The organism is Nonomuraea sp. NPDC050451 (assembly GCF_044458585.1).
The window spans coordinates 260,333-282,494 of sequence record NZ_JBITHZ010000013.1 but is presented as its reverse complement, the minus strand read 5'-3'; the positions used below and the strand labels follow the sequence as shown (position 1 = coordinate 282,494).

Here is a 22,162-nt window from a genome sequence, read left to right as displayed (position 1 = left end):
TCCATGACTTCCCGTCCCCTGTCAGGGCACACGACTGTCCTCAACACCCTCGACCCCGCCGACCCCGTCCTCGACGATCTCGAACCGCTGCGCGGCGTGATCGGCGACGCCCAGGTCGTGGCCGTCGGCGAGGGCGCCCATTTCGTCCGCGAGTTCAACCTCGCCCGCGCGCGGCTGCTGCGCTTCCTCCTCGAACGCTGCGGGTTCACCGACGTGGCCTTCGAGCTCGGATCCGCGGACGCCTCCGCCGTCAACGCCTGGCTCGCCGGCGAGGGCGACGAGGGCGACCTCTCCCGGCTCGCCGGGCCCCTCACCCGCGGCGTGTTCGGAGAACTGCTGAGCTGGCTGCGCCGCTACAACCGGAGCAGGTCGCAGCCCGTCCGGATCGTGGGGATCGACCTGCCCAACACCCTCACCCTGCGCCCGGACCTCGACCCGGTCGCCGAGTACCTGCGACAGGTCGACCCGGACCTCGACGACTTCGTGGCCGGCGTCCTGAGCGCGGCCGGCGAGATCACCGGAGGCTCGGCCGCCGTGTCGGCGCCCGCGTGGGGCGCTCTCGACCCGGCGTTCCGGGACTCCCTCACGGCGAGCCTGTCCCGGCTGTCGCTGCGGCTGCGGGCACTCGAACCGCTCTACGTCTCGCGCGGCGACCAGCACCGGTACGACACGGCCCGCCGCCACCTGGAAGCCGCCTGCCACACCGACTACATGCTCCGGGCGATGAACGACCTGTTCTCCGGCGCGGGTTCGCCGGGCGACACCTCGGCTCGCGACCACTACATGGCCGCGGCCGTACGGTGGCACCTGGCGCGGGCCGGCACCGGCGCGCGAGTCGTGCTGGTCGCCCACAACAACCACATACAGAAGACCCCCGTCACCTTCGGCGGCCACCTGGCCGCCCTGCCGATGGGCCACTACCTCGCACGCGACCTCGGCCCGCGCTACCGCGCCGTGGCGCTGACCCACACCGCGGGCCAGGTTCCGGAGATGATCGTCCCCGCCGAGGGCTCCCCGGTCGGATTCGCGCTCGACGTCGTCAGCGTCGACGCCCCGGCTCCCGGGAGCGTGGAAGGGGCCCTCGTCGACGCCGGGCTCGGCGAGGCCGTCACCCTGACCGACCTGCGTTCGGGGCCGCCGCTGGACCGCATCCGGTCGCAGAGCGCCTCCGTGGACACGCCGCTGCACCAGGCCTTCGACGCGGTCGTGTGCACTCCCACCGCGACGGCGGACCCATCGACCATGTTTGGAGCAGCTTCATGAACATCACCAACGCCGTCGTCACCGGCGCCGCCGGCGGGATCGGCAGGGCGCTGGCCGCCCGCCTCCACTCGGACGGGGCGCGGGTCGTGCTCGCCGACGTCGACGAGACGGCACTCACCGAAGCCGCGGCCGAGCTGGGGGGCGAGGCCGTCCCGACCGACGTCTCGGACGCCGCGCAGATGGAGGCGCTGGCCGCCGCCGCGCCGGAGGCCGATCTGGTCTGCCTGAACGCGGGCATCGTCGGCCAGGACCTGGGCACGCCGTGGGAGGTGAGCCCGCAGGACTGGGACCGCGTGTTCGCGGTGAACGTCGGCGGCGTGGTCAACGGACTGCGCGCGTTCGTCCCGCGGCTGCTCTCGTCCGGCCGGCCGGCGCACATCCTGATCACGGCTTCCCTGGCGGGGCTCGTCACGTTTCCCGCCGGTGGCGCGTACGCGGCCTCCAAGCACGCCGTCGTCGCCCTCGCCGAACAGGCGGCGCTGTCGCTGGCCGGCACGCCGATCGGCGTGACGATGCTGTGCCCGGCCCTGGTCCGCACCGGCATGTCGCCCGACGGCGAGGACCCCGCGGACATCGCGGACCAGGCCCTCGCGGCAGTGCGGGCAGGCACCTTCACCGTGGTGCCGGACGGCTGGCCGGCCGCGATCACGCGGCGCGCTCACTGGCTGGCGACCGGCGCGCCGCCGGAGATGCCGGCCGCCGGCTGATTTTGACCTCCAGGTCCAGAAACTGCTAGCTTCGTTGTCATGGGGAGGCCGAAGCAGTTCGATCCGGATGTGGCCGTCGAGCACGCCATGCAAGTGTTCTGGCGCAAGGGCTACGCGGCCACCACGCCGCAGGACCTGGTGGACGCGCTCGGCATCGGCAAGGGGAGCCTCTACAACACCTTCGGCAGCAAGCACGCGCTGTTCGAGGCGGCGCTGGGCCGCTATCGCGACAGCCAGGCGTCGGCGCTGATCGAGATGCTGGAGGAGCCGGGCCCCGTCAAGGACAGGTTGCGCAGGACACTGCGCCTCCTGTCCGAGATGGACCTGGCCGACCCCGACCGGCGCGGCTGCCTGGCCGTGAACACCGCGGCCGAGCTCGGCCGGGCGGACGAGAGCGCGGCGCAGCTCGTCCGGCGGATGTTCGACCGCACCGAGGACGCCTTCCGCGCACTGGTCGAGGAGGGCCGGCGCACGGGCGAGATCGCCGCCGACCGGGACGCCCAGGCGATCGGGAGCCTGCTGCTGAACACCGTCGTCGGCATGCGCCTGCTGGCGCGCGTCGCCGACGGCCCGGACCGCCTCACCAGAGTGATCGACGCGGTCATCGACTCCCTCTGACCTCAACCCCCCTTTTCGGGGGTTCACTGCGACCTCATTTTGTACCTAGAGTTCAAGAAAATTGGAGAGATCATGAAGCTCGGACTCGACAGCAAGACCGCCGTCGTCACCGGCGCCAGCCGGGGCATCGGCCTGGCCACCGTGCAGACCCTGATCGACGAGGGGGTACGCGTGGTCGGCGCCGCCCGCACCATCACCCCCGAACTGGAGAAGTCGGGAGCCATAGCGGTGCCGGCCGACCTGAGTACCCCCGGCGGGGTCTCCACCCTCGTGGACACCGCGCTCGCCGAGCTGGGCGGCATCGACCTGCTGGTCAACAACGTCGGCGGCGGCGACACCGTGGAGCCGGTCGGCTTCCTCGACACCGGCGACGCGGAGTGGGCCGCCATCTTCGACCTCAACCTGCTCAGCGCCGTCCGCGTCACCAGGGCCGCCCTGCCCAGCCTCATCGAGCGCCGCGGCTCGGTGGTGAACGTCTCGTCCATCAATTCTCGGCTCCCGGCCGCCGGCCCCGTCGCCTACAGCGCCGCCAAGGCCGCCCTGACCGCGCTCGGCAAGTCCCTCGCCGAGGAGTTCGGCCCTCGGGGCGTCCGGGTCAACACCGTCTCGCCCGGTGTCGTCCGTACCGCGATCTGGGACGACCCGGACGGCTTCGGCGGCAAGGTGGCCGCCCTTGCGGGCGCGGACCACGCCACGTTCCTGGAGGGCCTCCCGGCCGCAATCGGCATCACCACGGGCCGCATCACCGAGCCGCGGGAGGTGGCCGCGTTGATCGCTTTCCTGCTGTCGGATGTGGCGGGCAACATCACGGGCGCGGACCACATCATCGACGGCGGCACCGTGAAGACCCTCTGACGACCGGAACGGTCTTGGGCGGCGCCGTGTGGATCTCCGGGGAAATCGGAGGCGTCGCCATCGAGGATGACCAAGGCCACCGTGCCATTCCTGACGAGAGAGATGATCACGTCACCGACCCGACAACCGTCTGGCGGTAGGTGGGATCGCCGCAGCCCTGCGCACATGGACACGGGCGCGAAGCCGTAGGCGTCGTGTACTTCGCTCGGAATGCCCGGGCGGCTCAGCCCTCCTCCGCATCCGCCCGGCCGTTTCGACCATCTGTAGCACAGGGGGCTACGTCAAGCTACGATAGACACATAATGAAGATCATCACCCAACGGGAGTTTCGCAATAACTCCGCCGCTGTCATGGATCAGGTTGAGGCAGGCGAGGTCTTTCACATCACCCGCAACGGAGTCGAGATCGCCGAGTTGCGACCGATTCCACGCCGACGGCGCTTGAGCGCTGAAGAGCTCGTCGCCAGGCATCGCAGACTTCCAGTCGTGGACTACGCGGCGATGCGTCGAGAGGCCGACGAGTTCTTCGGCTCCGAAGACCGCATCGACGACGACCCGTGGGAGGGGCCGCGATGACTGAGCGGCACAGTGCCGGAGTGATAGACACGTGCGTTTACATTGATCTCACCGAGATCTCTCCCGCCGATCTCCCGGCTTATCCAGAGCTCACAGCCATCACGCTTGCCGAACTTCACCAAGGTGTGGCCATGGCCAAGGATCAGGCCACCCGAGTCGCGCGCATGGAGAAGTTGGGCGCTGCGGTAACCGACTTCGAGCCTCTGCCCTTCGATGCCGACGCGGCGGCTCGATACGGCAGTCTTGTCGCACTGACGCTAGCGGCGAAGCGTGACCCGCGACCTCGCCGAATGGACCTCATGATCGCCGCAGTCTCCTCCAGCCGAGGGTTGCCGCTCTTCACGCGTAACACCGACGACTTCGTCGGGCTGGAGAGCTTGGTCACCGTCGTTCCCGTGTGAACATCAATCTCTGGACGGCCCTCCATGATGAGATCGGGGAGACGCCGTCCCAGCGCACTGAAGGGCGCTTATCCTCACGTCGATTGACCTGACTGCGAGGTCTGGAGGGCAACCTGCGGCCCTGACCAACGAAGCTTGCCGGATCCAGCAGGCAGGGTGGGCAGAAGTCGGCCCACCGCCTCGTAGGTCAAGGGGTGGGGCACCGGTCGTCGAATGCGGCGATGGCGTGCGCCGCGACCAGCAACGACCAAGCGGCAGAACACTGGCTCGATGAGGCCAACGAGCCGGCGGAGCAGATGCCCGACGAGGCAGACGCTCGGTTGACTGTCCGCCTGGCGCCCTCAACCCCCGCGCGCCTATCCCTTCTGCGCAGGTGGACGTAGGGTGACACGCGTTCATCCTGCACACCCGCGCCTACGTCGAGTGGTGCGACGATCGCAGGTCGGTACATCCACCATCCGCCTGACGAGGCTGGCCCCGCGCCCGCGACGCGGCGATGATCCGGCTTGGCCACACCATGCAGGCCATGAGGTAGGCCGAAGTGCCAGTGGCAGCCGGACTCCGGCTGCTGCCGGCCGAATGCAGCCAGTGCTACGCCGGCTGCGCCGACGACCCGATCAGCCGGCGAAGGGCTGATAGGCGAGATCAGCCGACGACGGCCCCGCTTCCGGTTCTCGGCTGGGGGCGAGGCTCACCTATGCCAAGCCTGGGCGCGTTACAGCGGGGGTGACAGTCGCCTATCGGCGAAGGCTGGAACTGGCATTTACCTTACCCATTCCGGACTGTAGTCATACGATCACGGTGAGCAACTCGTCTAGACGAAGGAGGCCGGCATGGGAAAGCACAAGGGCGAGGAGCCCAGCCTGAAGCCGTTCACTCCCCCGAAGGAGAAGAAGAGCCAGAACGACGGAGACGGCAGCGAGGGCAAGCGCGGCAGCGGTGACGGGGACAAGAAGGACGGCAAGTGACCCTCGACCTGGGCGCCCGTCTTGATGGCCTCATCGACGCCATCAGCGAGCGCCGCCCGGTCAGCGGCGCCATCGACAAGGCGCTGCGGGCCGTGCCCCGGCATCGGTTCGTGCCCCCTGCCGGGGTCGTTCTCACCGGGGGCGGCCCCCGCCTCATCGACCAGGACGCCGACCCGGACACCTGGTGGGCCACGGTGTACGGACCGGACGCCATCGTGACGCAGCTCGACGCCGGCGCAACCGACCTCCGCGAGGTGGACGGGCGCTACACCTCCTCCAACTCCGCCCCGGGGACCGTCGTCGATCTGCTCACCCTGCTCGATCCGGAGCCGGGCGATCGGGTGCTGGAGATCGGCACGGGGACGGGCTGGACCGCCGCGCTGCTGTCCCACCTGGTCGGCGAGCACGGCATTGTGACCTCGATCGAGGTCGACCAGGCCGTCGCCGAGCAAGCGGGAAAGACGCTGGCCGCGGCCGGCGTGCACCCGCACCTGATCGTCGGAGACGGGGCGGACGGGTGGGCCGAGGGAGCACCGTACGACCGGGTTCACGTCACCTGCGCCGTCCACACGGTGCCGTACGCGTGGGTCGAGCAGACCCGGCCGGGCGGCGTGATCGTGGCGCCGTTCTCGCCTGGCTTCGACGTCGACTTCTCCGTACGGCTCGTGGTCATGCCGGACGGGGTCGCCGCCGGCCGGTTCCCCGGCTACACGTCGTACATGATGATGCGCTCGCAGGACGGATCCCCTGTCTCCGACGACGACGGCAGCGGCCGACGGTCCACAACCCAGGTCGACCCGCGCACGATCGCGCACGCGCCGGCCGGGGCGGGGCTGGCCATGTCGGCTCTCACCGGCCTGCACATCCGCGAGGTCGACGAGGGAGACCGCTTCGTGCTGTACGTCGTCGACCCTGTCGAGCCGACCCACTGGGCGGCGGCGGTTCACGACCCGGACGGCGATCACCTCGCATACCAGCTCGGCGATCGGTCCCTGTGGGATGAGATCACCGACGCCTACGCCCAGTGGGTGTCCTGGGGCGAGCCGGGCCGGGAGCGGTTCGGCATGACCATCACGCAGGAGGGGCAACGGATCTGGCTGGACACGCCGGAGCGTACGCTGGGCCGCGCCGGAGCCTGATCGCGCAGAGAGCGCCTCTGGCCAGGCGCCAGGCCCTCAACCAGGGAGATCCTGCCCCGGGCGAACGCGCCGTCGTCGCGGAACCCGCCGCCGGCCGTCAACCGGGTTCGGCAGGGCTACCAGCCGCGACCGCCCAACGAAGCTTGCCTGATCCAGCAGGCAGGGTGGGCAGAAGTCGGCCCACCGCCTCGTAGGTCAAGGGGTGGGGCCGACCAGTCGCCGAAGGCGTGGGGTGCGCCGAAGGCGCCCAGACAGGAAACGTCTGAGCCCTTCGGCGCGAAGCGCCCCATTGCGAAGGCCATTGTGCGGGGCGGGCGTCAGGCGGCCCACCATCCAGATGGGCAACGGGTGGGTGGACCCGGCCCACCTACTCCGGGGTGAGCCGCGGTCCGCCTACACCGGGGTGTGCATGTGGCGGGTCAGGGCGTGTTCCACCAGGGTGATCAAGGTGGATTTCACCGACTCCCGCTGCCTGGCGTCCAGGCGCACGATCGGGATGTGGCCGCCGATCGACAGGGCCTCGCGGATCTCGTCCTCCGCGTGCCCGAACTGCCCGTCCCAGCCGTTGATGCCGATCACGAACGGCAGCTTCGCTTCTTCGAAATAGTCGATCGCGGGGAAGCTGTCCGCCAGGCGCCGCGTGTCCACGAGGACGACCGCGCCGATGGCGCCGCGTACCAGGTCGTCCCACATGAACCAGAAGCGGTGCTGTCCGGGCGTGCCGAACAGGTAAAGGATAAGGTCGCGGTCGAGCGAGACCCGGCCGAAGTCCATGGCCACGGTCGTGGTGGTCTTGTTCGGTGTGAGGGAGACGTCGTCCACGTGCGCGGAGGCGTCCGTCATGACCGCTTCGGTGGTGAGCGGCAAGATCTCCGAGACCGCACCCACGAACGTCGTCTTCCCCACGCCGAAGCCCCCGGCCACGACGATCTTCGTCGAGGTTAGGCCGGGGCTAGAGCCTGCGAAGTCCACTGAGCACCCTTTCGAGCAAGTTGAGGTCCGGCTTTCCGGCGTCCAGCGCAGGCTGGTGCACGCGGATCAGGCCCTCGGACGCCATGTCGGCGATCAGCACCCGGACCACGCCAAGGGGCTGGCGTAAAAGGGCGGAGATCTCGGCAACCGACCGGACGTTCCGGGTCAGTTGAATAATCGCCTGATACTCCGGACTAAGTAGGGAAATGTCTTGGTATTCCGACGTCACGGAGGACACCAATGCCTCCATGGCGAACTTCATCCGCGGAGCGGTACGCCCCCCGGTCACGGCATAGGGCCGTACCAGGGAGCTCTGCTTCTGCGGACGGGGAGCCGCCGGATGCGGCGGAGTGCTATCACCAGCCCAACCCTGACCTGACACCATGATCTCCTGTCACCGCCCCGCTAGCGGGGGCGGGCCGCTTGCAGCTCGGCGCGTACGGCCGGCGTCAGCACCTGGCCCGCCCGCTCGACCAGCAGGGTCATCTGGTATGCCACCAGGCCCATGTCACAGTCGGGAGCCGCCAGGACCGCCAAACAGGACCCATCACTGATGGACATGATCATCAAGAGCCCACGCTGCATCTCGATAACGGTCTGGGTCACCATACCGCCCTCGAAGACCCGCGCGGCGCCCTGGGTCAGGCTGATCACGCCGGACGCCACCGCGGCGAGCTGGTCGGCCCGGTCCTTGGGAAAACCCTCGGAGAAGGCCAGCGGCAAACCGTCGGACGACACCACGACCGTGTGGGCGACGCCCGGCACGTTGTTCACGAAATCCGTGATCAACCAGCTGATGCCGCGCGCTCCCTGGCTCATTTCTCTCATTTGTCCTCCTCATTCTCTTCGCCCCGGGTGAACGCTCGGCCCTGGCGGACGCCCTGCTGGAAGCTGGAGAGCCGGCTGCGCAGCCGCTCGGGTGAGATCTGCGGTGCCGGCGACGAAGCCTGGGGCTCGGCGAGGCTGGCCGTACCGGGCACCAGGTTGGCCTTGGGCACGCGACGGGGCAGGCCCGAGGACGTCATGCCGCCCTGCGCGGGCTGCGCGGCGGCCTGCGCGGCCTGGAAGCCGGAGTCCGCGGGCGAGGACCACGTCGCGCCCGCCCCCGATGCGCCGGGCGTGCGCCGCGGCAACCCCGACGGGGACTGCGCGGGAGCGGCCGGGGCCGGGGCCGGGTCGGCGGGCACGGCCGGGTGCACGGCCGTGATCTCCGGCTCGGCCTCGTAGGGAGCGGGCTCGCTGTGCGGCTGCAGCACCTCGGGCTCCGGCCGCCGGAACCAGTCGGACCCGACCGACGAGAAGATCGGCAGGAACTCGTCGCCCTGCTCCTCCATCGGCGAGTTGCGCACCACGGGGAGCGGGCCGGTCATGTCCTGCGAGGAGTAGTCGCCGGGCCCGAACCTGTCGTAGTTGGAGTGCCCGTTCTGCTGGAACTGGTCGGCGGACTTGACCTCATCCGCGAACGGCGAGCGGTACGACTCCCCGAACTGCGGCTGCGGACGATCCTCGGACTCGAACAGCGACCTGCGCGGCGTCGGGTCGGCGAACGACGACCACCGCGGCTCCTCCTGCGGCTGCTTGGGCGGCTCGGTCGCGAACGACGGCCAGCGCGGCTCCTCCTCCTGCAGGGGCGGCGGCTGCTCCGCGAAGGACGGCCACCGGTTCTCCGCGAACGACTGGGACTGCGGCGCGGGAGGCGGCGTCTCCTCGGCGAACGACGGCCAGCGCTGCTCCCCGAACGGCTGCTGCGCGGAAGGAGGGGGCTCCTCGGCGAACGACGGCCAGCGCGGCTGGTCGCCGTTCTGCGAGCTCTGCGGCTGCTCGGTGAAGGGCGACTGCCGCTCGCCAAAAGGCTGCTCGCCGAACGGCTGATCCCCGAACGGCTGCTCGCCGAACGGGCGGTCCCCGGCGGGCCGGTCGTTGAACGCGGCGGGCTGCTCGTTGAACGGCGCGGGCTGGTCGTTGAACGGCGCCTGCTGGTCACCGCCGAAGGGAGCCCAGTTGCCGCTCCCCGGCACCGGCAGCGACCCCGGCCACTGCGTGTCCACCACGTGCTCGGGACCGTCGCCGGAGGGACCCGCCGCGTAGGAGCCGGACCCGTTCCGCGACGGCTCCGCGAACATGCTCGGGTCGAAGTCCGTGAACGCCTCGTACTGCCCGCCCTGCTGCGGGACGCCCAGGCCGTTGCTGATCAGCATGTCCGGCATGAAGACCAGAGCGCTCAGGCCGCCCGTCTCCCGGGGGCTGAGCTGCACGCGGATGCCGTGGCGCAGGGCCAGGCGGCCGACCACGAACAGGCCCATGCGCCGCGACACCGACACGTCCACGACGGGCGGGTTCGCCAGGCGCCAGTTGGCCTCGGAGAGCTCCTCCTGGTTCATCCCGATGCCCAGGTCGTTGATCGACACGAGCACGCCGCCCTCGGCGGGGGTGCTGGTGACCTGGACCTTGCTCTCGCGGGGGGAGAACGAGATCGCGTTCTCGATCAGCTCGGCGAGCAGGTGGACGGCGTCGGTGACGGCCGGGCCGACGATCAGCGTGCCGGACGGGATCTGGATCTGGACCCGCTCGTAGTTCTCGACCTCGGACAGCGAGGCGCGGGCGATGTCGACCAGGGGCACCGGCTCGCTCCACTTGCGCGCGGCCTCCTGGCCGGCGAGGACCAGGAGGTTCTCGCTGTTGCGGCGCATGCGGGTGGCCAGGTGGTCGAGCCGGAACAGGTTCGCGAGCCGCTGCTCGTCCTCCTCGCCCTGCTCCAGGCCCTCGATGAGCTGCAGCTGCCGCTCGACCAGCGTCTGGCTGCGGCGGGAGAGGTTGACGAACATGGCGTTGACGTTCGCCCGCAGTTTGGCCTCGTCGCCGGCCAGCCGGATCGCCTCGCGGTGGACCTCGTCGAAGGCCTGGGCGACCTCACCGATCTCGTCGCGGGTGTTGATGCCGACCGAGGGCGTCTCGGGCACCTGCGCGCCCTCGCCGGACTCGCGCAGCACGCGGACGGTCTCGGGCAGCCGGGTCGTGGCGACCTGGAGCGCCTCGGCACGCAGCCGGCGCAGCGGGCGGACCAGCGAACCGGCCACGCGGGTGGTGAAGACCAGGACGAGGAGCAGCAGGACCAGGATCACCGCACCGGAGATGATCGCGTTGCGCTGCTCGGTGTCGCTCAGCTCCCGGGTCCTGGCCACGATCCTGGTGGCCAGGCCGTCCTCGACCTTGCGCATGGCGTTGCCGGACAGCGTGGTCGACTCGTACCAGTTGCCGAGGTCGCGGCGGGTCGTGACGTCGAGGTCCCGGATCTCGTTGTACTCGCGCATCTGGGCGAGCGCGCGCTGGCGCATGGCGTCGGCGAGGTCGATCTGCAGGCCCTTGACGCCCTTCTGGTACGCCTCCAGGTCCTTGGCGTCCGCCTCCTGCTCGAAGGCGGCCAGCTCGGCCTGCTGCCTGTTCCAGGAGCCCAGGAAGTCCGACAGGTCGTCGTTGTCCAGCTTCCGCTGGACGAGCGCCACGATGAGGATGATCTGCTGGCGCGAGATCTCCTCCTTGACCCGCTGCAGCGAGCCGAGCGCGGCCACGTCACCCTGGAGGGTGTCGTCGTTGACGCCGTCGCCCAGGTCGGCCTCGATCGCGGAGAAGATGCCGATCATCGTGGTGTACGTGCTGATGGCGGCACGCGGCGGCACGTTCGAGACCATCGACTCGCGGAGGCTGTCGAGACCGTCGAGCCACCGGCGCATGTTTGCGACGCCCTCGATGACACGCGCGGAGTGTGAGGCGTCGATGGCGTTGGCCGCGCTCAGCACCTGCTTCTTGGCCGTGTCCGTCGCCTGCCGCTGCGTCTTGAGCTGCACGAGGCGCTGGCCTCTGCTGCGGTCGGAGACGTACCACGCGGTGAGCGTGCGCTCTTTGCCGAGCTCGTGGTTGAGCGCTCCGACGCGCTGCACCAGCTCGGCGACCTGGGTGAGCCGGCGGTACTCGGCGCTGGTGCCGATGGCGTTGGCCAGCTGCACGCCGGCGAGCAGCACACCCACCACCGTGGGGATGAGGATCAGCGCGACCAGCCTCGAGCGCACACGCCAGTTCCCCAGCCGGAAACGTCCGCCTGTGTACTCCCCTGACCTCGTGTGCCTGGGGTCTTTCGTCCTCACTGACTCTCGCAACCTCTCGCCGGTACGTGCTCGAAAGAAATCAGACACGCGTGTGGCGCATGGGATTCGTTCCGGCTGGGTAATTGGAACACAACCCGTACCAGATCGGCCAACCGAACATATCCCATCACACGTGCCCAAAGGGTCACTTTGGGCAACATATCGCCGTACACGTCTTCAGGCGGGCCGGAACGAATCCCGCTCAGCGGGTGCCGCGTGCTTCACCATCAGGTGCCGCGTCACCGAATACTCCTGTACCGCCTCCTGGCTCATGTCCTTGCCGAACCCGCTGCCCTTCACCCCGCCGTGCGGCGCCTCGCTGGCGATGGGCAGGTGGTCGTTCACCCAGGTCACGCCCACATCGAGCCGGTGTGACACGCGCATGGCCCTGGAGACGTCACGCGACCACACCGACGAGGCCAGACCGTACCGCGTGTCATTGGCCAGTTTGACCGCCTCGTCCTCGCCGTCGAACGGTAGCGCCACGAGCACGGGTCCGAAAAGCTCTCCCTGGACGATCTCGCTGTCCTGGGCGACGTCGGTCACGAGCGTGGGCGGGTAGAAGAAGCCGGGACCCTCGATCGGGGCGCCTCCGTGGAGCACGCGCCCGCCGGCCCTGGAGACGAACCCGTGCACGCGGTCCCGGTGCGCGGCCGAGATCAGCGGGCCGATGTCCGTGGCCGGGTCCCAGGGGTCACCGACGGTAATTCTGGCAAGAGTTGCCCGCAGTGCCTCGATCGCGTCCGCGTACACCTCGCGGGCGACGTAGACGCGCGTGGCGGCCGTGCAGTCCTGCCCCGTGTTGTACGTCGCCCCCATCGCCACCCCGTGGGCCATCTCCGCGAGGTCGGCGTCCTCGAAGACCAGCGCGGGCGCCTTGCCGCCGAGCTCGAGGTGCACCCGCTTGAGCGTGGCCGCGGCCCCGGTCATGACCGACCGGCCCGTCTCCGTGGAGCCGGTGACGCTGACCATGTCCACGCCCGGGTGGGTGACCAGCGCCTGGCCCACCTCGGCGTCCCCGGTGACCGCCTGGACGAGCCCGTCGGGCGCGCCCGCCTTGGCGAACAGCTCGGCCAGCCGCAACGTCGTACGCGGGGTCTGGGGGGCCGGCTTGATCACCACGGCGTTGCCCGCGGCCACCGCCGGGCCGACCTTCCAGACGGCCATGACGAACGGGAAGTTCCACGGCGCGATCGACCCCACCACCCCGACGGGACGGCGCAGCAGGACGGAGGTGTAGCCGGGGCTGAAGACACCGGCGCCCGAGCCTTCGAGGGAACGGGCGGCCCCGGCGAAGAAGCGCAGGTTGTCGGCGGCGAACGGCAGCTCGCCGTCCCTGAACACCGCCGCGGGCTTGCCCGTCTCCTCCACCTCGAGCCTGGTCAGCTCCTCGGCGTCGGCCTCCACCAGGTCGGCCACCCGCAGCAGCAGCCGCGCGCGGTCGGCCGGGGTGGTCTGCGACCACTCCTCGAAGGCCGCGCGGGCCCGGTCGACGGCCGCCGCCACGCCCTCCACCGGCGTGTCAGGAATCTCGGCGCACGGGAGCCCGGTGGCGGGGTTGATCAGTTCACGCATGGAAAGTCATGTCCTCACTGGCCGAGCTGCTCGATCAGGTCGGCGGCCTTGCGCAGGCCGTCGCGACGCCTGATCTCCTCGCCCGCGGCGGCGAGCCGGGCGCGCAGCTCGGTGTCCCCGAGCAGCCGCTCGACCGCCCCCTTCAGTTCGTCGTCGGTGAAGGTGTAGGTGGAGAGCCTGACACCATAGCCCAGCTCGTCGACCCGCTGTGCGTTGTCGTACTGGTCCCAGAAGAGCGGCAGCAGGATCATCGGCTTGCCGAAGTGCAGCGCCTCGGTGGTCGTGTTGTTGCCGCCGTGGGTGATGACCAGGTCACACAGTGGGATGATCTTGGTCTGCGGGAGGAACTCCGCGCCCCACATGTTGTCGGCGAGCTTGATCTCCTCGTGCAGCGGGCCCTTGGAGACGATGTACTGGTGCGGCGTGGTGGCCAGCACGTCGATGACGCGCTGCATCAGCTCCACGTCGGAGGAGCCCAGCGAGCCGAGCGAGAAGTAGACCAGCGAGCCCGCATTTCTCTCGAAGGGCAGCGTGAACGCGTCATCCGTCTCCCGGACCGAGGAGTCGAGCCGGTGCCAGGAGTCGCCCAGCGGGCGGGCGTCGGCGTAGTCGAGGATCTCGGGGTAGACGTAGAGGTTCAGGTCGCCCTCGTGGATGAAGTCGAGCTCCGGCAGCGGCTCGGTGCCCTGCTCGACGCACCACTCGTTGAAGGCGGTCCAGACCTCGCGGTGGGTGCGGTCGTACTCGGCGCGGAAGGCCTCCCACTCCGAGCGGTCGTCGGCCGGCAGGCCGGAGAAGACCGGCGCGATGTTCTCGCCGCGCACCTCGAGCGGGTTGCAGGAGACGATGCGGACGAACTTCTTGCCCGCGGTGAGCAGCGCCGGGAACGTGATCACGTTGTCCTCGACGATCACGTCGGGGTTCACGCGCTCGATGATCGCCTTGAGCTGCGGCTCGCAGTACTTCACGCCGTCGATCAGCGAGTCCCAGATCGGCTTGGTGACGGTGTCGAGCTGCTCCAGGGTGCTCTTGCGGTACTCGGGGGCGGTCTCGCGGATGAAGTCCTTCCAGAACTGCCCCGGGTCCTGCTCCTCCTCCGCGTCCTCGGCCGGCGGAGCGAGGTCGACGAGGTCCTCCTCGAAGCCGAGCGCTTCGAGCTTGCCCTTCCACGACGCCTCCGCGGCGAAGACGACGCGGTGGCCGCGGCGGCGGAGGATGTCGCCGATGCCGATCGAGTTGTTGGTGGGCCCGTAGGCGCTTTCAGGCATGAACAGGATGGTGAGAGACATCGAGACTCCGGGGAAACTCATCAATTTGAAGAGGAATTCAAGAACTCATCTAGCGTGAAGGTCAAGTAACGGGCACTATGGTCACGGCTAACTGAACAGCAGCCAAACGAGTGAAGGCGGTGGGGGTGGCTCAGCGTAAGAGCCGTAGTGACCGGCGCATCGACTTGATCGAGGCCGCGCGCAGGGCCATCATCCGTCACGGCATCGACGGCGTACAGCTCTCGCACGTCGCCGAGGAGGCCGGTCTGACCTCCGGCGCGGTGCTCTACCACTACCCCGACCTCAGCGAACTGCTGGTCGAGGCGCAGCACGCGGGCATGGAGCGCTTCTACGAGCAGCGCGTGCGGCAGCTCGCCACCCTCACCAATCCGGTCGAGAAGCTGGTCCTCACGATCAAGTCGGGGCTGCCGACCGGGTCGCTCGACCCCGATGTCCGCCTGCTCAACGAGCTGGGCGGGGCCGCGGGCCGCAACCGGGTCTACGGCGTGCTGCTCACCTCCCTCTACGACCGCCAGGTCTCGATGTACCAGGCGGTCCTGGACACCGGCGCCGCGTTGGGGGTGTTCAGGCTGAGCGCCGACTCGCTGACGATCGCCCGCAACCTGGTGGCGCTGGAGGACGCGTACGGCTACCGCATCACGGCCAGGCACCCGGTGATCGGCCCGGCCGAGGCGGCCGAGCTGATCCTCTCGTACGCCCGCGCTGCCACGGGCAACGACCTGGCCCACTGAGCTCACCGGTCGACCGCCATGATGACCGCGTCCTCGGCCTTCCAGCGCACCTTGACCTTCGCGCCCGCCTTCACCGTGCTCGCGCCCTGCACGGCGACCAGCACCGGCTTGGCGTGGCCCGGCACCTCCACGGAGATGTGCGACACGCCTCCGTAGAAGCTGACGTCCAGGACGCTGCCCTTGAGGCCGCGGGTGGCACTCTCGTCGGCCAGCTCGACCTTCTCCGGCCGGATCGCCAGCAGCGCCTTGGCGCCCGCCTCGATCTCTTCGAGCGGGGCGCCGGCCAGCATGCCGAAGTCGTCGGTCTTGATGCCGTCGAGGCCGCCGGCCGTGCCGTGGAAGAGGTTGTTGGCGCCGACGAAGTCGGCCACGAACGGCGTGCGGGGCCGCTCGTAGAGCGCGATCGGCTCGTCCACCTGCCGCACCTTGCCGCTGTCGAAGACCGCGATGCGGTCGGCCAGCGACATGGCCTCCTCCTGGTCGTGCGTGACCACCACGAACGTGATGCCCACCTCGTGCTGCAGCCGCTTGAGCTCCAGCTGCATGTCGGCGCGGACCTTCTTGTCCAGGGCCGACAGCGGCTCGTCGAGCAGCAGCAGGCGGGGCCGCTTGACGATGGAACGCGCCAGCGCGACGCGCTGCCGCTGGCCGCCGGAGAGCTGGGCGGGCTTGCGGTCCGCGTGCGCCGACAGCCCGACGGTCTCCAGCACCTCGCCGACGCGCTGCTTCACCTCCTGGCGGGGCACCCGCTCGCGTTCCAGGCCGTAGGCCACGTTCTTGGCCACGGTCATGTGGGGGAACAGCGCGTACGACTGGAACATGAGGCTGATCGGCCGCCGGTTCGGCTGCTTGGACAGCAGGTTCTCGCCGTCCAGCGTCACCGTGCCCCGGTCGGGCGTCTCGAACCCGGCGATGATGCGCAGCAACGTGGTCTTGCCGCAGCCCGAAGGGCCGAGCAGGGCGAAGAACTCCCCCTGGCCGATCTCCAGCGACACCTCGTCGAGCGCCGTGACCTCCCCGAACCTGCGGGTGATCCCGTCAATCCTGAGCACGTCTCTCCCCGATCTTCGTCATGCGCTGCCCGGCGATCACCGCCGTGAAGCTCACGAGGAGCAGGATCGCGGCCAGCGCGTTGATCTTCGGGGTGACCCCGAACCGGATCATCGAATAGATGACGATCGGCAGCGTCTGGTCGCTGTTGCCGATCGTGAAGAAGGCGATCACGAACTCGTCCAGCGACAGCGTGAACGCCAGCAGCGCGCCGGCGACGATGCCCGGTGTCAGCTGCGGAAGCGTGATCTTCATGAACGTCGTGACCGGCCCCGCGCCCAGATCCCGCGAGGCCTCCTCCAGCGAGGTGTCGGAGTTCGTCAGCCTGGTGCGCACCACCGCGGCCACGAACGCCATCGCGAACAGGCCGTGGGCGAGGATCACCGAGTACAGGCCGAGCGTGAGCTGGATCAGGCCGTAGAACAGCAGCAGGCCGATCGCGAGCACCAGGTCGGGCAGCACCGCCGGCATGAGCGCGATGGCGTCCAGCGTCTTGGACCTGGTGTGCCGGGCCAGCCCGACGGCCAGCAGCGTGCCGAGCACGGTGGCGATCACCGTGGAGCCGGTGGCCACGATCAGCGTGTTGACCAGGCCGTCCCTGACCCGCTCGTCGTTGACCAGCTCGCCGTACCACTTGAAGCTGAAGCCCTCGTACGTGTACGCCGACTTGCCGGAGTTGAACGACATGACGACGAGCACGACGATCGGCAGGTAGAGGAAGACGTACGTGGCCCAGAACGGGATGTACAGCAGCTTTGACCTACGCACGGCGCGCCACCCTGGCCTGCACGAGGAGCAGCACGATCAGCACCGCGATGAGCGCCAGCGCGAGCGTCGAGCCGAACGGCCAGTCGCGCGCCTTCAGGAACTGGTCGCGGATCAGGTTGCCCACCATGATCGACTTGCTGCCGCCGAGTATCTCGGGGATGACGAAGTTGCCGAAGCTCGGCACGAACACGAACAGGCACCCGGTCATCACGCCCGGGACCGTCAGCGGCAGCGTGACCTTCCTGAAGGTGGTGAACGCCGAGGCCCCCAGGTTGGCCGAGGCCTCCCGCAGCTGCGGGTCGAGCCGCTCGATGGCGGAGTAGAGCGGCAGCACCATGAGCGGCAGGTACGAGTAGAGCAGCCCGGTGACGATCGTGCCCTGCTTGTAGAGCAGCTCCAGGTCCGTGCCCAGCAGCGAGTTGATCACGCCGGGGCCGCTCAGCAGGATGATCCAGGCGTACACGCGGATGATGAAGTTCGTCCAGAACGGCAGCACGATGGCGACCAGCGCGATCGTCTTCCACTTCGGCGGCAGCTGGGCGATCAGGTAGGCCGTGGGATAGCCGATCAGCAGCGCGATCAGCGTCGTCAGGGTCGCGATCTTCAGCGAGGTGACCACCACGCCGAGGTAGAGCGGATCGACCAGGCGCTCGAAGTTCTCGGTGGTGAACTCGTAGACGATGCCGCCGAAGCGGCCGCGCTGGAACACCGTGTTGCTGAGCACCAGCACGAGCGGCACCAGCAGCAGCACGATCAGATAGGTCACACCGGGTGACAGGAAAACGAACGCGCCCAGCCGGCGTCCCTTGGACGCCGACCGGGCCTTGACCTCAGACTTCACTGTTTACTGCTGTGCCGTGATTTCGGTCGACAGGCGCGTGTACTTGGTCGACGCCTGGCCCAGGTCGATGATCGACTCACCGTTGAGCAGCTCGGCGGGCTTGATGCCGAGCAGCGAGCCCTTGGGCACCTGCACCCGGTCCATGGCCGCCTTGTTCGGGACCTTGTAGTTGATGTTCTCGGCGGCCCAGCTGTGGATCTCGGGGTCGAGGATGTAGTTGATCAGGGCGTGCGCGGCCTCCTTGTTCTTGGAGGACTTCATGATCACCATGGTGTCCACCCAGAGGTCGCTGCCCTCCTTCGGCACCACGAACTTGATGTTGTTCTTCGGGTCCGTGGTCGGGCACCAGCCGTCCCACGCCTCCACCATGACGGCCTCGCCGGACTTCAGCTTGTCGCCGAACGTGGTGTCGTCGTAGGTGAGCAGGTGGGGCTTCTGCGCGACGAGGAGGTCCTTGACCTTCGCGATCTCGTCGTCCTTGTCGGTGTTGACCGAGTAGCCGAGCGCCTTGAGTGCGGGCAGCGCGAGCCAGCGCTCGGTGGTCATCATGGTGACCTTCTTGTCGGCCCAGGCCGGGGGCTTGAGCAGATCGTTCCAACTCGTCGGCTCGGACTTCACCAGGTCGGAGCGGTAGCAGATGCCGGTCGTGCCCCAGGTGTAGGGCACCGAGTACTTGTTGCCCTTGTCGTAGGAGAGCTGCGTGGCCTCCGGGTAGAGGTTGGCCAGGTTGGGGATCAGCTCGGGGTGGATCGGCTCCAGCAGGCCCGCCGCGTTGAGCGCCTGGGCGTACTGGCCCGACACGAACGCCACGTCGATGCCGCTGTCACCGGGGGCGGTGAGCTTGGTCATCGCGACTTCGTTGGTGTCGTGCAGGGCGACCTTGACGTCCTTGACCTTGAGCTTCGCCTTGACCTTCTCGGGCAGCTCCTTGGGCGTGTAGTCGGCCCACACGGTGATCTGGAGCGACTGCTGCGACAGGTCCGCGTTCGGCTTGAGCTGGTCGGCCGCCGCCGGGGCCGTGCCTTCTGAGCTGGTCGACGACTCACCGCCGCACGCCGCGACGGCGAGCGCGAGGCCGGCCGCCGTGATGGCAGCCGGGAGACGACGGGTGAACCGGATACGGGGCACGGCCGCTACTCCTTCTGAAATTTGTGCAGTTTGAGGGGTCGCGCGACCTTACCGGACACAGCAGACCAGAGCAGGAGTGTTGCAGGGTAAATCAACATGAGCAAGACTTTTGATGACATTGCTACCAGGAAGTTTGGTCTACGAGTTGAATTGGGATTCAATAGCTGATCGGCTGCTCTCTCTCGGTGAGAGGCCCCTCACGGCCCGAGACCGGGGTGTCAGCGCCGCACTCCTCGCGCTGCTGGGGGGTGAGGTGCCGCCGCCGTTCGCGGTGCGGCGCTTCCTCCCGCTGCCCACCCTCTCGTACAGCCTTGGAGATCTCCACACTGGGGCCCCAGGTGAGCGGGATTTCGGCCCGCACGTGGACCAGACGAACTACTCGGTGGTCGTGGACGAGAAGGTCGTCGTCAAGTGGATCACCCCACCGGTTCCACTTCCCCACCCCACCCCAGAGGTCTTCGCTCACCTCGTTGAGGCGGGGTTCAACGACACAGCACCCCCTTACGCGGCCCTGACCCGCGCTGTGGACGGGAACGAGCAGCTCCTGGCCCTGGTGACGGGCTATCTGCCGGAGGCTCGCGACGGCTGGGAGTGGTGCGTCGACGAGGCCGAGGCCGGCGCCACGGAGTTCGCCCCCGTGCTCGGCCGCCTCGCCGCCGACCTGCACCTCGCCCTCGCCACGCTCCCTGTGCCGGCGCTCGGTGCCACGAGTACGGCGGCCGCCAGGGCGGAGGCCGCGCTCGCGGAGGCCCTTGAGCTCACGGACGGCGAGGACGGCGCGTGGCTGGCCACGCGGACCCCGGCGATCCGGCGCGAGCTGGCCGCCCTCCAGGCGCCGATCACCGGCCCCCGCATCATGATCCACGGCGACCTCCACGTGGGCCAGATCCTCAGATGGCGGGACGGCTACGCGGTGATCGACTTCGACGGCAACCCCACCGTCACCGACGCCGACCCGTGCCAGCCGGCCGCCAGGGACGTGGCCCAGCTCACCACGAGCATCGAGCACGTGGCCCAGGTCGCGATCAGGCGGAGGGACGCCGACCCCGTCGCGGCGGCCGCCTGGGCCGCGAAGGCGCGCGCCGGGCTGCTGGCCGCCTACAAGGCCCGCCTGGCCGAGAAGGACCGGCCGGACCTGCTCGATGAGAGGCTGGTCCGGCCGTTCGAGGTGGAGCAGGAGTGCCGCGAGCTCATCTACGCCGCCCGCCACCTGCCCCGATGGCGCTACGCCCCCATGGGCGTCCTGCGTACCTGGTACCAAGAGGAGAACATCACGTGAATTCCGAGCTCTACCTGTCCGACCTGGAGGCCAAGCCGGCGGCGCTCAGGGGCCTGGCCGCCGCCCTGAGGGAGGACAACCCGTTCGCGGCCCTCCCCTCGGGCCTGACCAGGGTGCTCTTCCTGGGCATGGGCAGCTCCAGGTACGCCGCGGGTGTGGCCGCGCTGCGCCTGCGCCGGGCGGGCGTGGACGCGTACGCCGACTACGCCTCGGCGGAGGCCACCTACCCGGCCGCCGCGGACACCCTGGTCGTCCCGATCTCGGCCACCGGTTCGAGCAGGGAGACCCTCGACGCCGTGGAACGGTACACGGGCGGCCCATCCTATCTGGCGGCGCTCACCAACACCCAGGGTTCTCCCCTCGCCGAGCAGGCCGACCTGGTGGTCGACATGCGCGCGGGCGAGGAGCGCGGCGGCGTCGCCTGCCGTACGTTCCAGCACACCCTGGCCCTCCTCCTGGCCCTGGAGGCCCACCTCACCGGTACGGGCCGCGACCTGCCGAAGCTGCTGGAGCGGGCCGCCGAGGCCACGACGGACCTCCTGGACAGGAGGGACGAATGGCTCCCCATGACCATGGAGCTGCTGGACGGCGACCGCGGCGTCTACACCATCGCCCCCGCGGAGCGGCTGTCGTCGGCCGAGCAGTCGGCGCTGATGTTCCGCGAGGGCCCGCGCCGCCCCGCCGACGCGTGCGAGACGGGCGACTGGTCACACGTGGACGTCTACCTCACCAAGACCCTCGACTACCGCGCGCTGCTCTACCCCGGCTCCCGCTACACCGAGCAGGCCATGGACTGGGTGCGCGAACGCGGCTCCACGGTGGTCACCGTGGGCGCCGAAGTGAAGGACGCCAGGGCCGCGGTCAGGTACGCGCACGACGACGACCCGGACGTCGCCCTGCTCACCGAGACGCTGGTGGCCGAGCTGGTCGCCGGGAAGTGGTGGGCCGCCCAGTAGGGGTCAGTGGGCCCGCGCGGCGAGCGCGTGCTCGACGAGCGAGATGAGGGTGTTCTTGACCGCCGGCCGCGCCCGCGCGTCGGTGCGGATGACCGGTATGTGCGGGGAGAGCGTGAGCGCCTCCCGCACCTCGCTCTCGCTGTGCGGGAACACCCCGTCCCAGCCGTTCAGCCCGATGACGAACGGGATGCCGGACTCCTCGAAGTAGTCGATGGCCGGGAAGCTGTCGGCCAGCCGCCGCGAGTCCACCAGCACCACGGCCCCGATGGCACCGCGTACGAGGTCGTCCCACATGAACCAGAACCGGTGCTGCCCCGGCGTGCCGAACAGATAGAGAAGCAAATCCTGGTCCAGCGAGAGCCGCCCGAAGTCCATGGCCACGGTGGTGGTGGTCTTGCCCGGCGTGAGCCCGATGTCGTCGATGCCCTCGGACGCGTCCGTCATCACCGCCTCCGTGGTCAGCGGCATGATCTCGGACACGGAGCCCACGAACGTGGTCTTCCCTACACCGAACCCACCCGCCACGACGATCTTCGTGGAGGTGAGCCGGCTAGAGCCTGCGAAGTCCACTCAATACCCTTTCAAGCAGGCCCCTGTCGGGGAGGCCCGCGTCCAGCTGCGGCTGGTACACCCTGACCAGCCCGTCCGCCTCCATGTCGGCCACCAGCACCCTCGCCACTCCGAGAGGAACGCTCAGCAGCGCGGAGATCTCCGCCACGGAGCGCACCTGCCGGCACAGCTCGCTGATCGCGCGGTATTCACGGGTGTACGTCATGCCGAGTCGTGCCGAGGTGGCCGACGATACCAGGGCCTCCATGGCGAGCTCCGTACGAGGAGTCGTCCTGCCACCGGTGACGGCGTACATCCGGACGAGCGAGCTGCGCTCCGGCTCATCGTTGTGCCAC

Annotated in this window: 23 protein-coding genes; 11 read left to right on the top strand and 12 right to left on the bottom strand. The window is 69.2% G+C overall.

Annotated features, from left to right (window positions below; all coding sequences use genetic code 11):
- Positions 1-3 precede the first annotated feature (3 nt).
- The 8 genes from ACIBI9_RS34875 (at position 4) to ACIBI9_RS34840 (ending at position 6,526) form a co-directional block, all read left to right on the top strand.
- Positions 4-1,263 (top strand): erythromycin esterase family protein, encoded by a 1,260-nt coding sequence (locus ACIBI9_RS34875; protein WP_397228394.1) that lies wholly within the window; start codon positions 4-6, stop codon positions 1,261-1,263.
- Entirely contained in the window at positions 1,260-1,970 is a 711-nt protein-coding gene (locus ACIBI9_RS34870; RefSeq protein ID WP_397228392.1) for an SDR family NAD(P)-dependent oxidoreductase, read from the top strand. The genes ACIBI9_RS34875 and ACIBI9_RS34870 overlap by 4 nt, the downstream gene beginning before the upstream one ends.
- A 39-nt stretch (positions 1,971-2,009) precedes the next feature.
- Positions 2,010-2,588: a TetR/AcrR family transcriptional regulator gene (locus ACIBI9_RS34865; protein WP_397228390.1), complete on the top strand. Its 579-nt coding sequence runs from the start codon at positions 2,010-2,012 to the stop codon at positions 2,586-2,588.
- A 72-nt stretch (positions 2,589-2,660) separates the two neighbouring features.
- Positions 2,661-3,443 carry an oxidoreductase gene (locus ACIBI9_RS34860; RefSeq protein WP_397228388.1) on the top strand — a complete coding sequence of 261 codons (783 nt, stop codon included), beginning with the start codon at positions 2,661-2,663 and terminating at the stop codon, positions 3,441-3,443.
- A gap of 302 nt (positions 3,444-3,745) precedes the next feature.
- The gene (locus ACIBI9_RS34855) at positions 3,746-4,018 is read left to right on the top strand and encodes a type II toxin-antitoxin system Phd/YefM family antitoxin (RefSeq protein ID WP_397228386.1); all 273 of its coding nucleotides are present in this window, start codon (positions 3,746-3,748) and stop codon (positions 4,016-4,018) included.
- Positions 4,015-4,419 carry a type II toxin-antitoxin system VapC family toxin gene (locus ACIBI9_RS34850; RefSeq protein ID WP_397228384.1) on the top strand — a complete coding sequence of 135 codons (405 nt, stop codon included), beginning with the start codon at positions 4,015-4,017 and terminating at the stop codon, positions 4,417-4,419. The genes ACIBI9_RS34855 and ACIBI9_RS34850 overlap by 4 nt, the downstream gene beginning before the upstream one ends.
- 833 nt (positions 4,420-5,252) lie before the next feature.
- Positions 5,253-5,387: a hypothetical protein gene (locus tag ACIBI9_RS34845; protein WP_364250823.1), complete on the top strand. Its 135-nt coding sequence runs from the start codon at positions 5,253-5,255 to the stop codon at positions 5,385-5,387.
- Positions 5,384-6,526 carry a methyltransferase domain-containing protein gene (locus tag ACIBI9_RS34840; protein ID WP_397228382.1) on the top strand — a complete coding sequence of 381 codons (1,143 nt, stop codon included), beginning with the start codon at positions 5,384-5,386 and terminating at the stop codon, positions 6,524-6,526. The genes ACIBI9_RS34845 and ACIBI9_RS34840 overlap by 4 nt, the downstream gene beginning before the upstream one ends.
- A 393-nt stretch (positions 6,527-6,919) precedes the next feature.
- Here the strand turns inward: ACIBI9_RS34840 and ACIBI9_RS34835 are convergent, their stop codons facing one another.
- From ACIBI9_RS34835 to ACIBI9_RS34810, 6 genes are all read right to left on the bottom strand, one after another.
- Positions 6,920-7,498: a GTP-binding protein gene (locus tag ACIBI9_RS34835; protein WP_397228380.1), complete on the bottom strand. Its 579-nt coding sequence runs from the start codon at positions 7,496-7,498 to the stop codon at positions 6,920-6,922.
- Entirely contained in the window at positions 7,479-7,883 is a 405-nt protein-coding gene (locus tag ACIBI9_RS34830) for a DUF742 domain-containing protein (protein ID WP_225964010.1), read from the bottom strand. The genes ACIBI9_RS34835 and ACIBI9_RS34830 overlap by 20 nt, the downstream gene beginning before the upstream one ends.
- A 20-nt stretch (positions 7,884-7,903) precedes the next feature.
- Entirely contained in the window at positions 7,904-8,317 is a 414-nt protein-coding gene (locus ACIBI9_RS34825) for a roadblock/LC7 domain-containing protein (protein WP_201760494.1), read from the bottom strand.
- Between the two features lie 5 nt (positions 8,318-8,322).
- Positions 8,323-11,565, bottom strand: coding sequence for a nitrate- and nitrite sensing domain-containing protein (locus ACIBI9_RS34820; RefSeq protein ID WP_397228378.1), 3,243 nt, complete (start codon positions 11,563-11,565; stop codon positions 8,323-8,325).
- A 252-nt stretch (positions 11,566-11,817) separates the two neighbouring features.
- A complete protein-coding gene (locus ACIBI9_RS34815; RefSeq protein ID WP_397228376.1) occupies positions 11,818-13,215 on the bottom strand; it encodes an aminobutyraldehyde dehydrogenase in 1,398 nt (465 codons plus the stop codon).
- 14 nt (positions 13,216-13,229) lie between these two features.
- Positions 13,230-14,483, bottom strand: a complete 1,254-nt coding sequence (locus ACIBI9_RS34810; protein WP_397228374.1) for a nucleotide disphospho-sugar-binding domain-containing protein — start codon at positions 14,481-14,483, stop codon at positions 13,230-13,232.
- Positions 14,484-14,629: 146 nt separating this feature from the next.
- Between ACIBI9_RS34810 and ACIBI9_RS34805 the strand changes: the two genes are divergently transcribed.
- The gene (locus ACIBI9_RS34805) at positions 14,630-15,235 is read left to right on the top strand and encodes a TetR/AcrR family transcriptional regulator (protein ID WP_394495783.1); all 606 of its coding nucleotides are present in this window, start codon (positions 14,630-14,632) and stop codon (positions 15,233-15,235) included.
- A gap of 2 nt (positions 15,236-15,237) precedes the next feature.
- Here the strand turns inward: ACIBI9_RS34805 and ACIBI9_RS34800 are convergent, their stop codons facing one another.
- The 4 genes from ACIBI9_RS34800 to ACIBI9_RS34785 are packed head-to-tail and all read right to left on the bottom strand — an operon-like array spanning position 15,238 to position 19,022.
- Positions 15,238-16,287, bottom strand: coding sequence for an ABC transporter ATP-binding protein (locus tag ACIBI9_RS34800; RefSeq protein ID WP_397228372.1), 1,050 nt, complete (start codon positions 16,285-16,287; stop codon positions 15,238-15,240).
- The gene (locus ACIBI9_RS34795; RefSeq protein WP_397228370.1) at positions 16,274-17,053 is read right to left on the bottom strand and encodes an ABC transporter permease; all 780 of its coding nucleotides are present in this window, start codon (positions 17,051-17,053) and stop codon (positions 16,274-16,276) included. The genes ACIBI9_RS34800 and ACIBI9_RS34795 overlap by 14 nt, the downstream gene beginning before the upstream one ends.
- Positions 17,046-17,894, bottom strand: coding sequence for an ABC transporter permease (locus ACIBI9_RS34790; RefSeq protein WP_397228368.1), 849 nt, complete (start codon positions 17,892-17,894; stop codon positions 17,046-17,048). Before ACIBI9_RS34790 ends, ACIBI9_RS34795 begins: the two co-directional genes overlap by 8 nt.
- Before the next feature lie 3 nt (positions 17,895-17,897).
- A complete protein-coding gene (locus ACIBI9_RS34785; protein WP_397228366.1) occupies positions 17,898-19,022 on the bottom strand; it encodes a spermidine/putrescine ABC transporter substrate-binding protein in 1,125 nt (374 codons plus the stop codon).
- A 361-nt stretch (positions 19,023-19,383) separates the two neighbouring features.
- Here ACIBI9_RS34785 and ACIBI9_RS34780 point away from each other — a divergent pair, with 361 nt between their 5' ends.
- Positions 19,384-20,301: a hypothetical protein gene (locus ACIBI9_RS34780; protein ID WP_397228364.1), complete on the top strand. Its 918-nt coding sequence runs from the start codon at positions 19,384-19,386 to the stop codon at positions 20,299-20,301.
- Positions 20,298-21,257: an SIS domain-containing protein gene (locus ACIBI9_RS34775; protein WP_397228362.1), complete on the top strand. Its 960-nt coding sequence runs from the start codon at positions 20,298-20,300 to the stop codon at positions 21,255-21,257. Before ACIBI9_RS34780 ends, ACIBI9_RS34775 begins: the two co-directional genes overlap by 4 nt.
- Before the next feature lie 3 nt (positions 21,258-21,260).
- Here ACIBI9_RS34775 and ACIBI9_RS34770 read toward each other — a convergent pair whose 3' ends face one another.
- Positions 21,261-21,827 (bottom strand): GTP-binding protein, encoded by a 567-nt coding sequence (locus ACIBI9_RS34770; protein ID WP_397228360.1) that lies wholly within the window; start codon positions 21,825-21,827, stop codon positions 21,261-21,263.
- Positions 21,808-22,122: a DUF742 domain-containing protein gene (locus ACIBI9_RS34765; RefSeq protein WP_246556553.1), complete on the bottom strand. Its 315-nt coding sequence runs from the start codon at positions 22,120-22,122 to the stop codon at positions 21,808-21,810. The genes ACIBI9_RS34770 and ACIBI9_RS34765 overlap by 20 nt, the downstream gene beginning before the upstream one ends.
- Between the last annotated feature and the right edge of the window lie 40 nt (positions 22,123-22,162).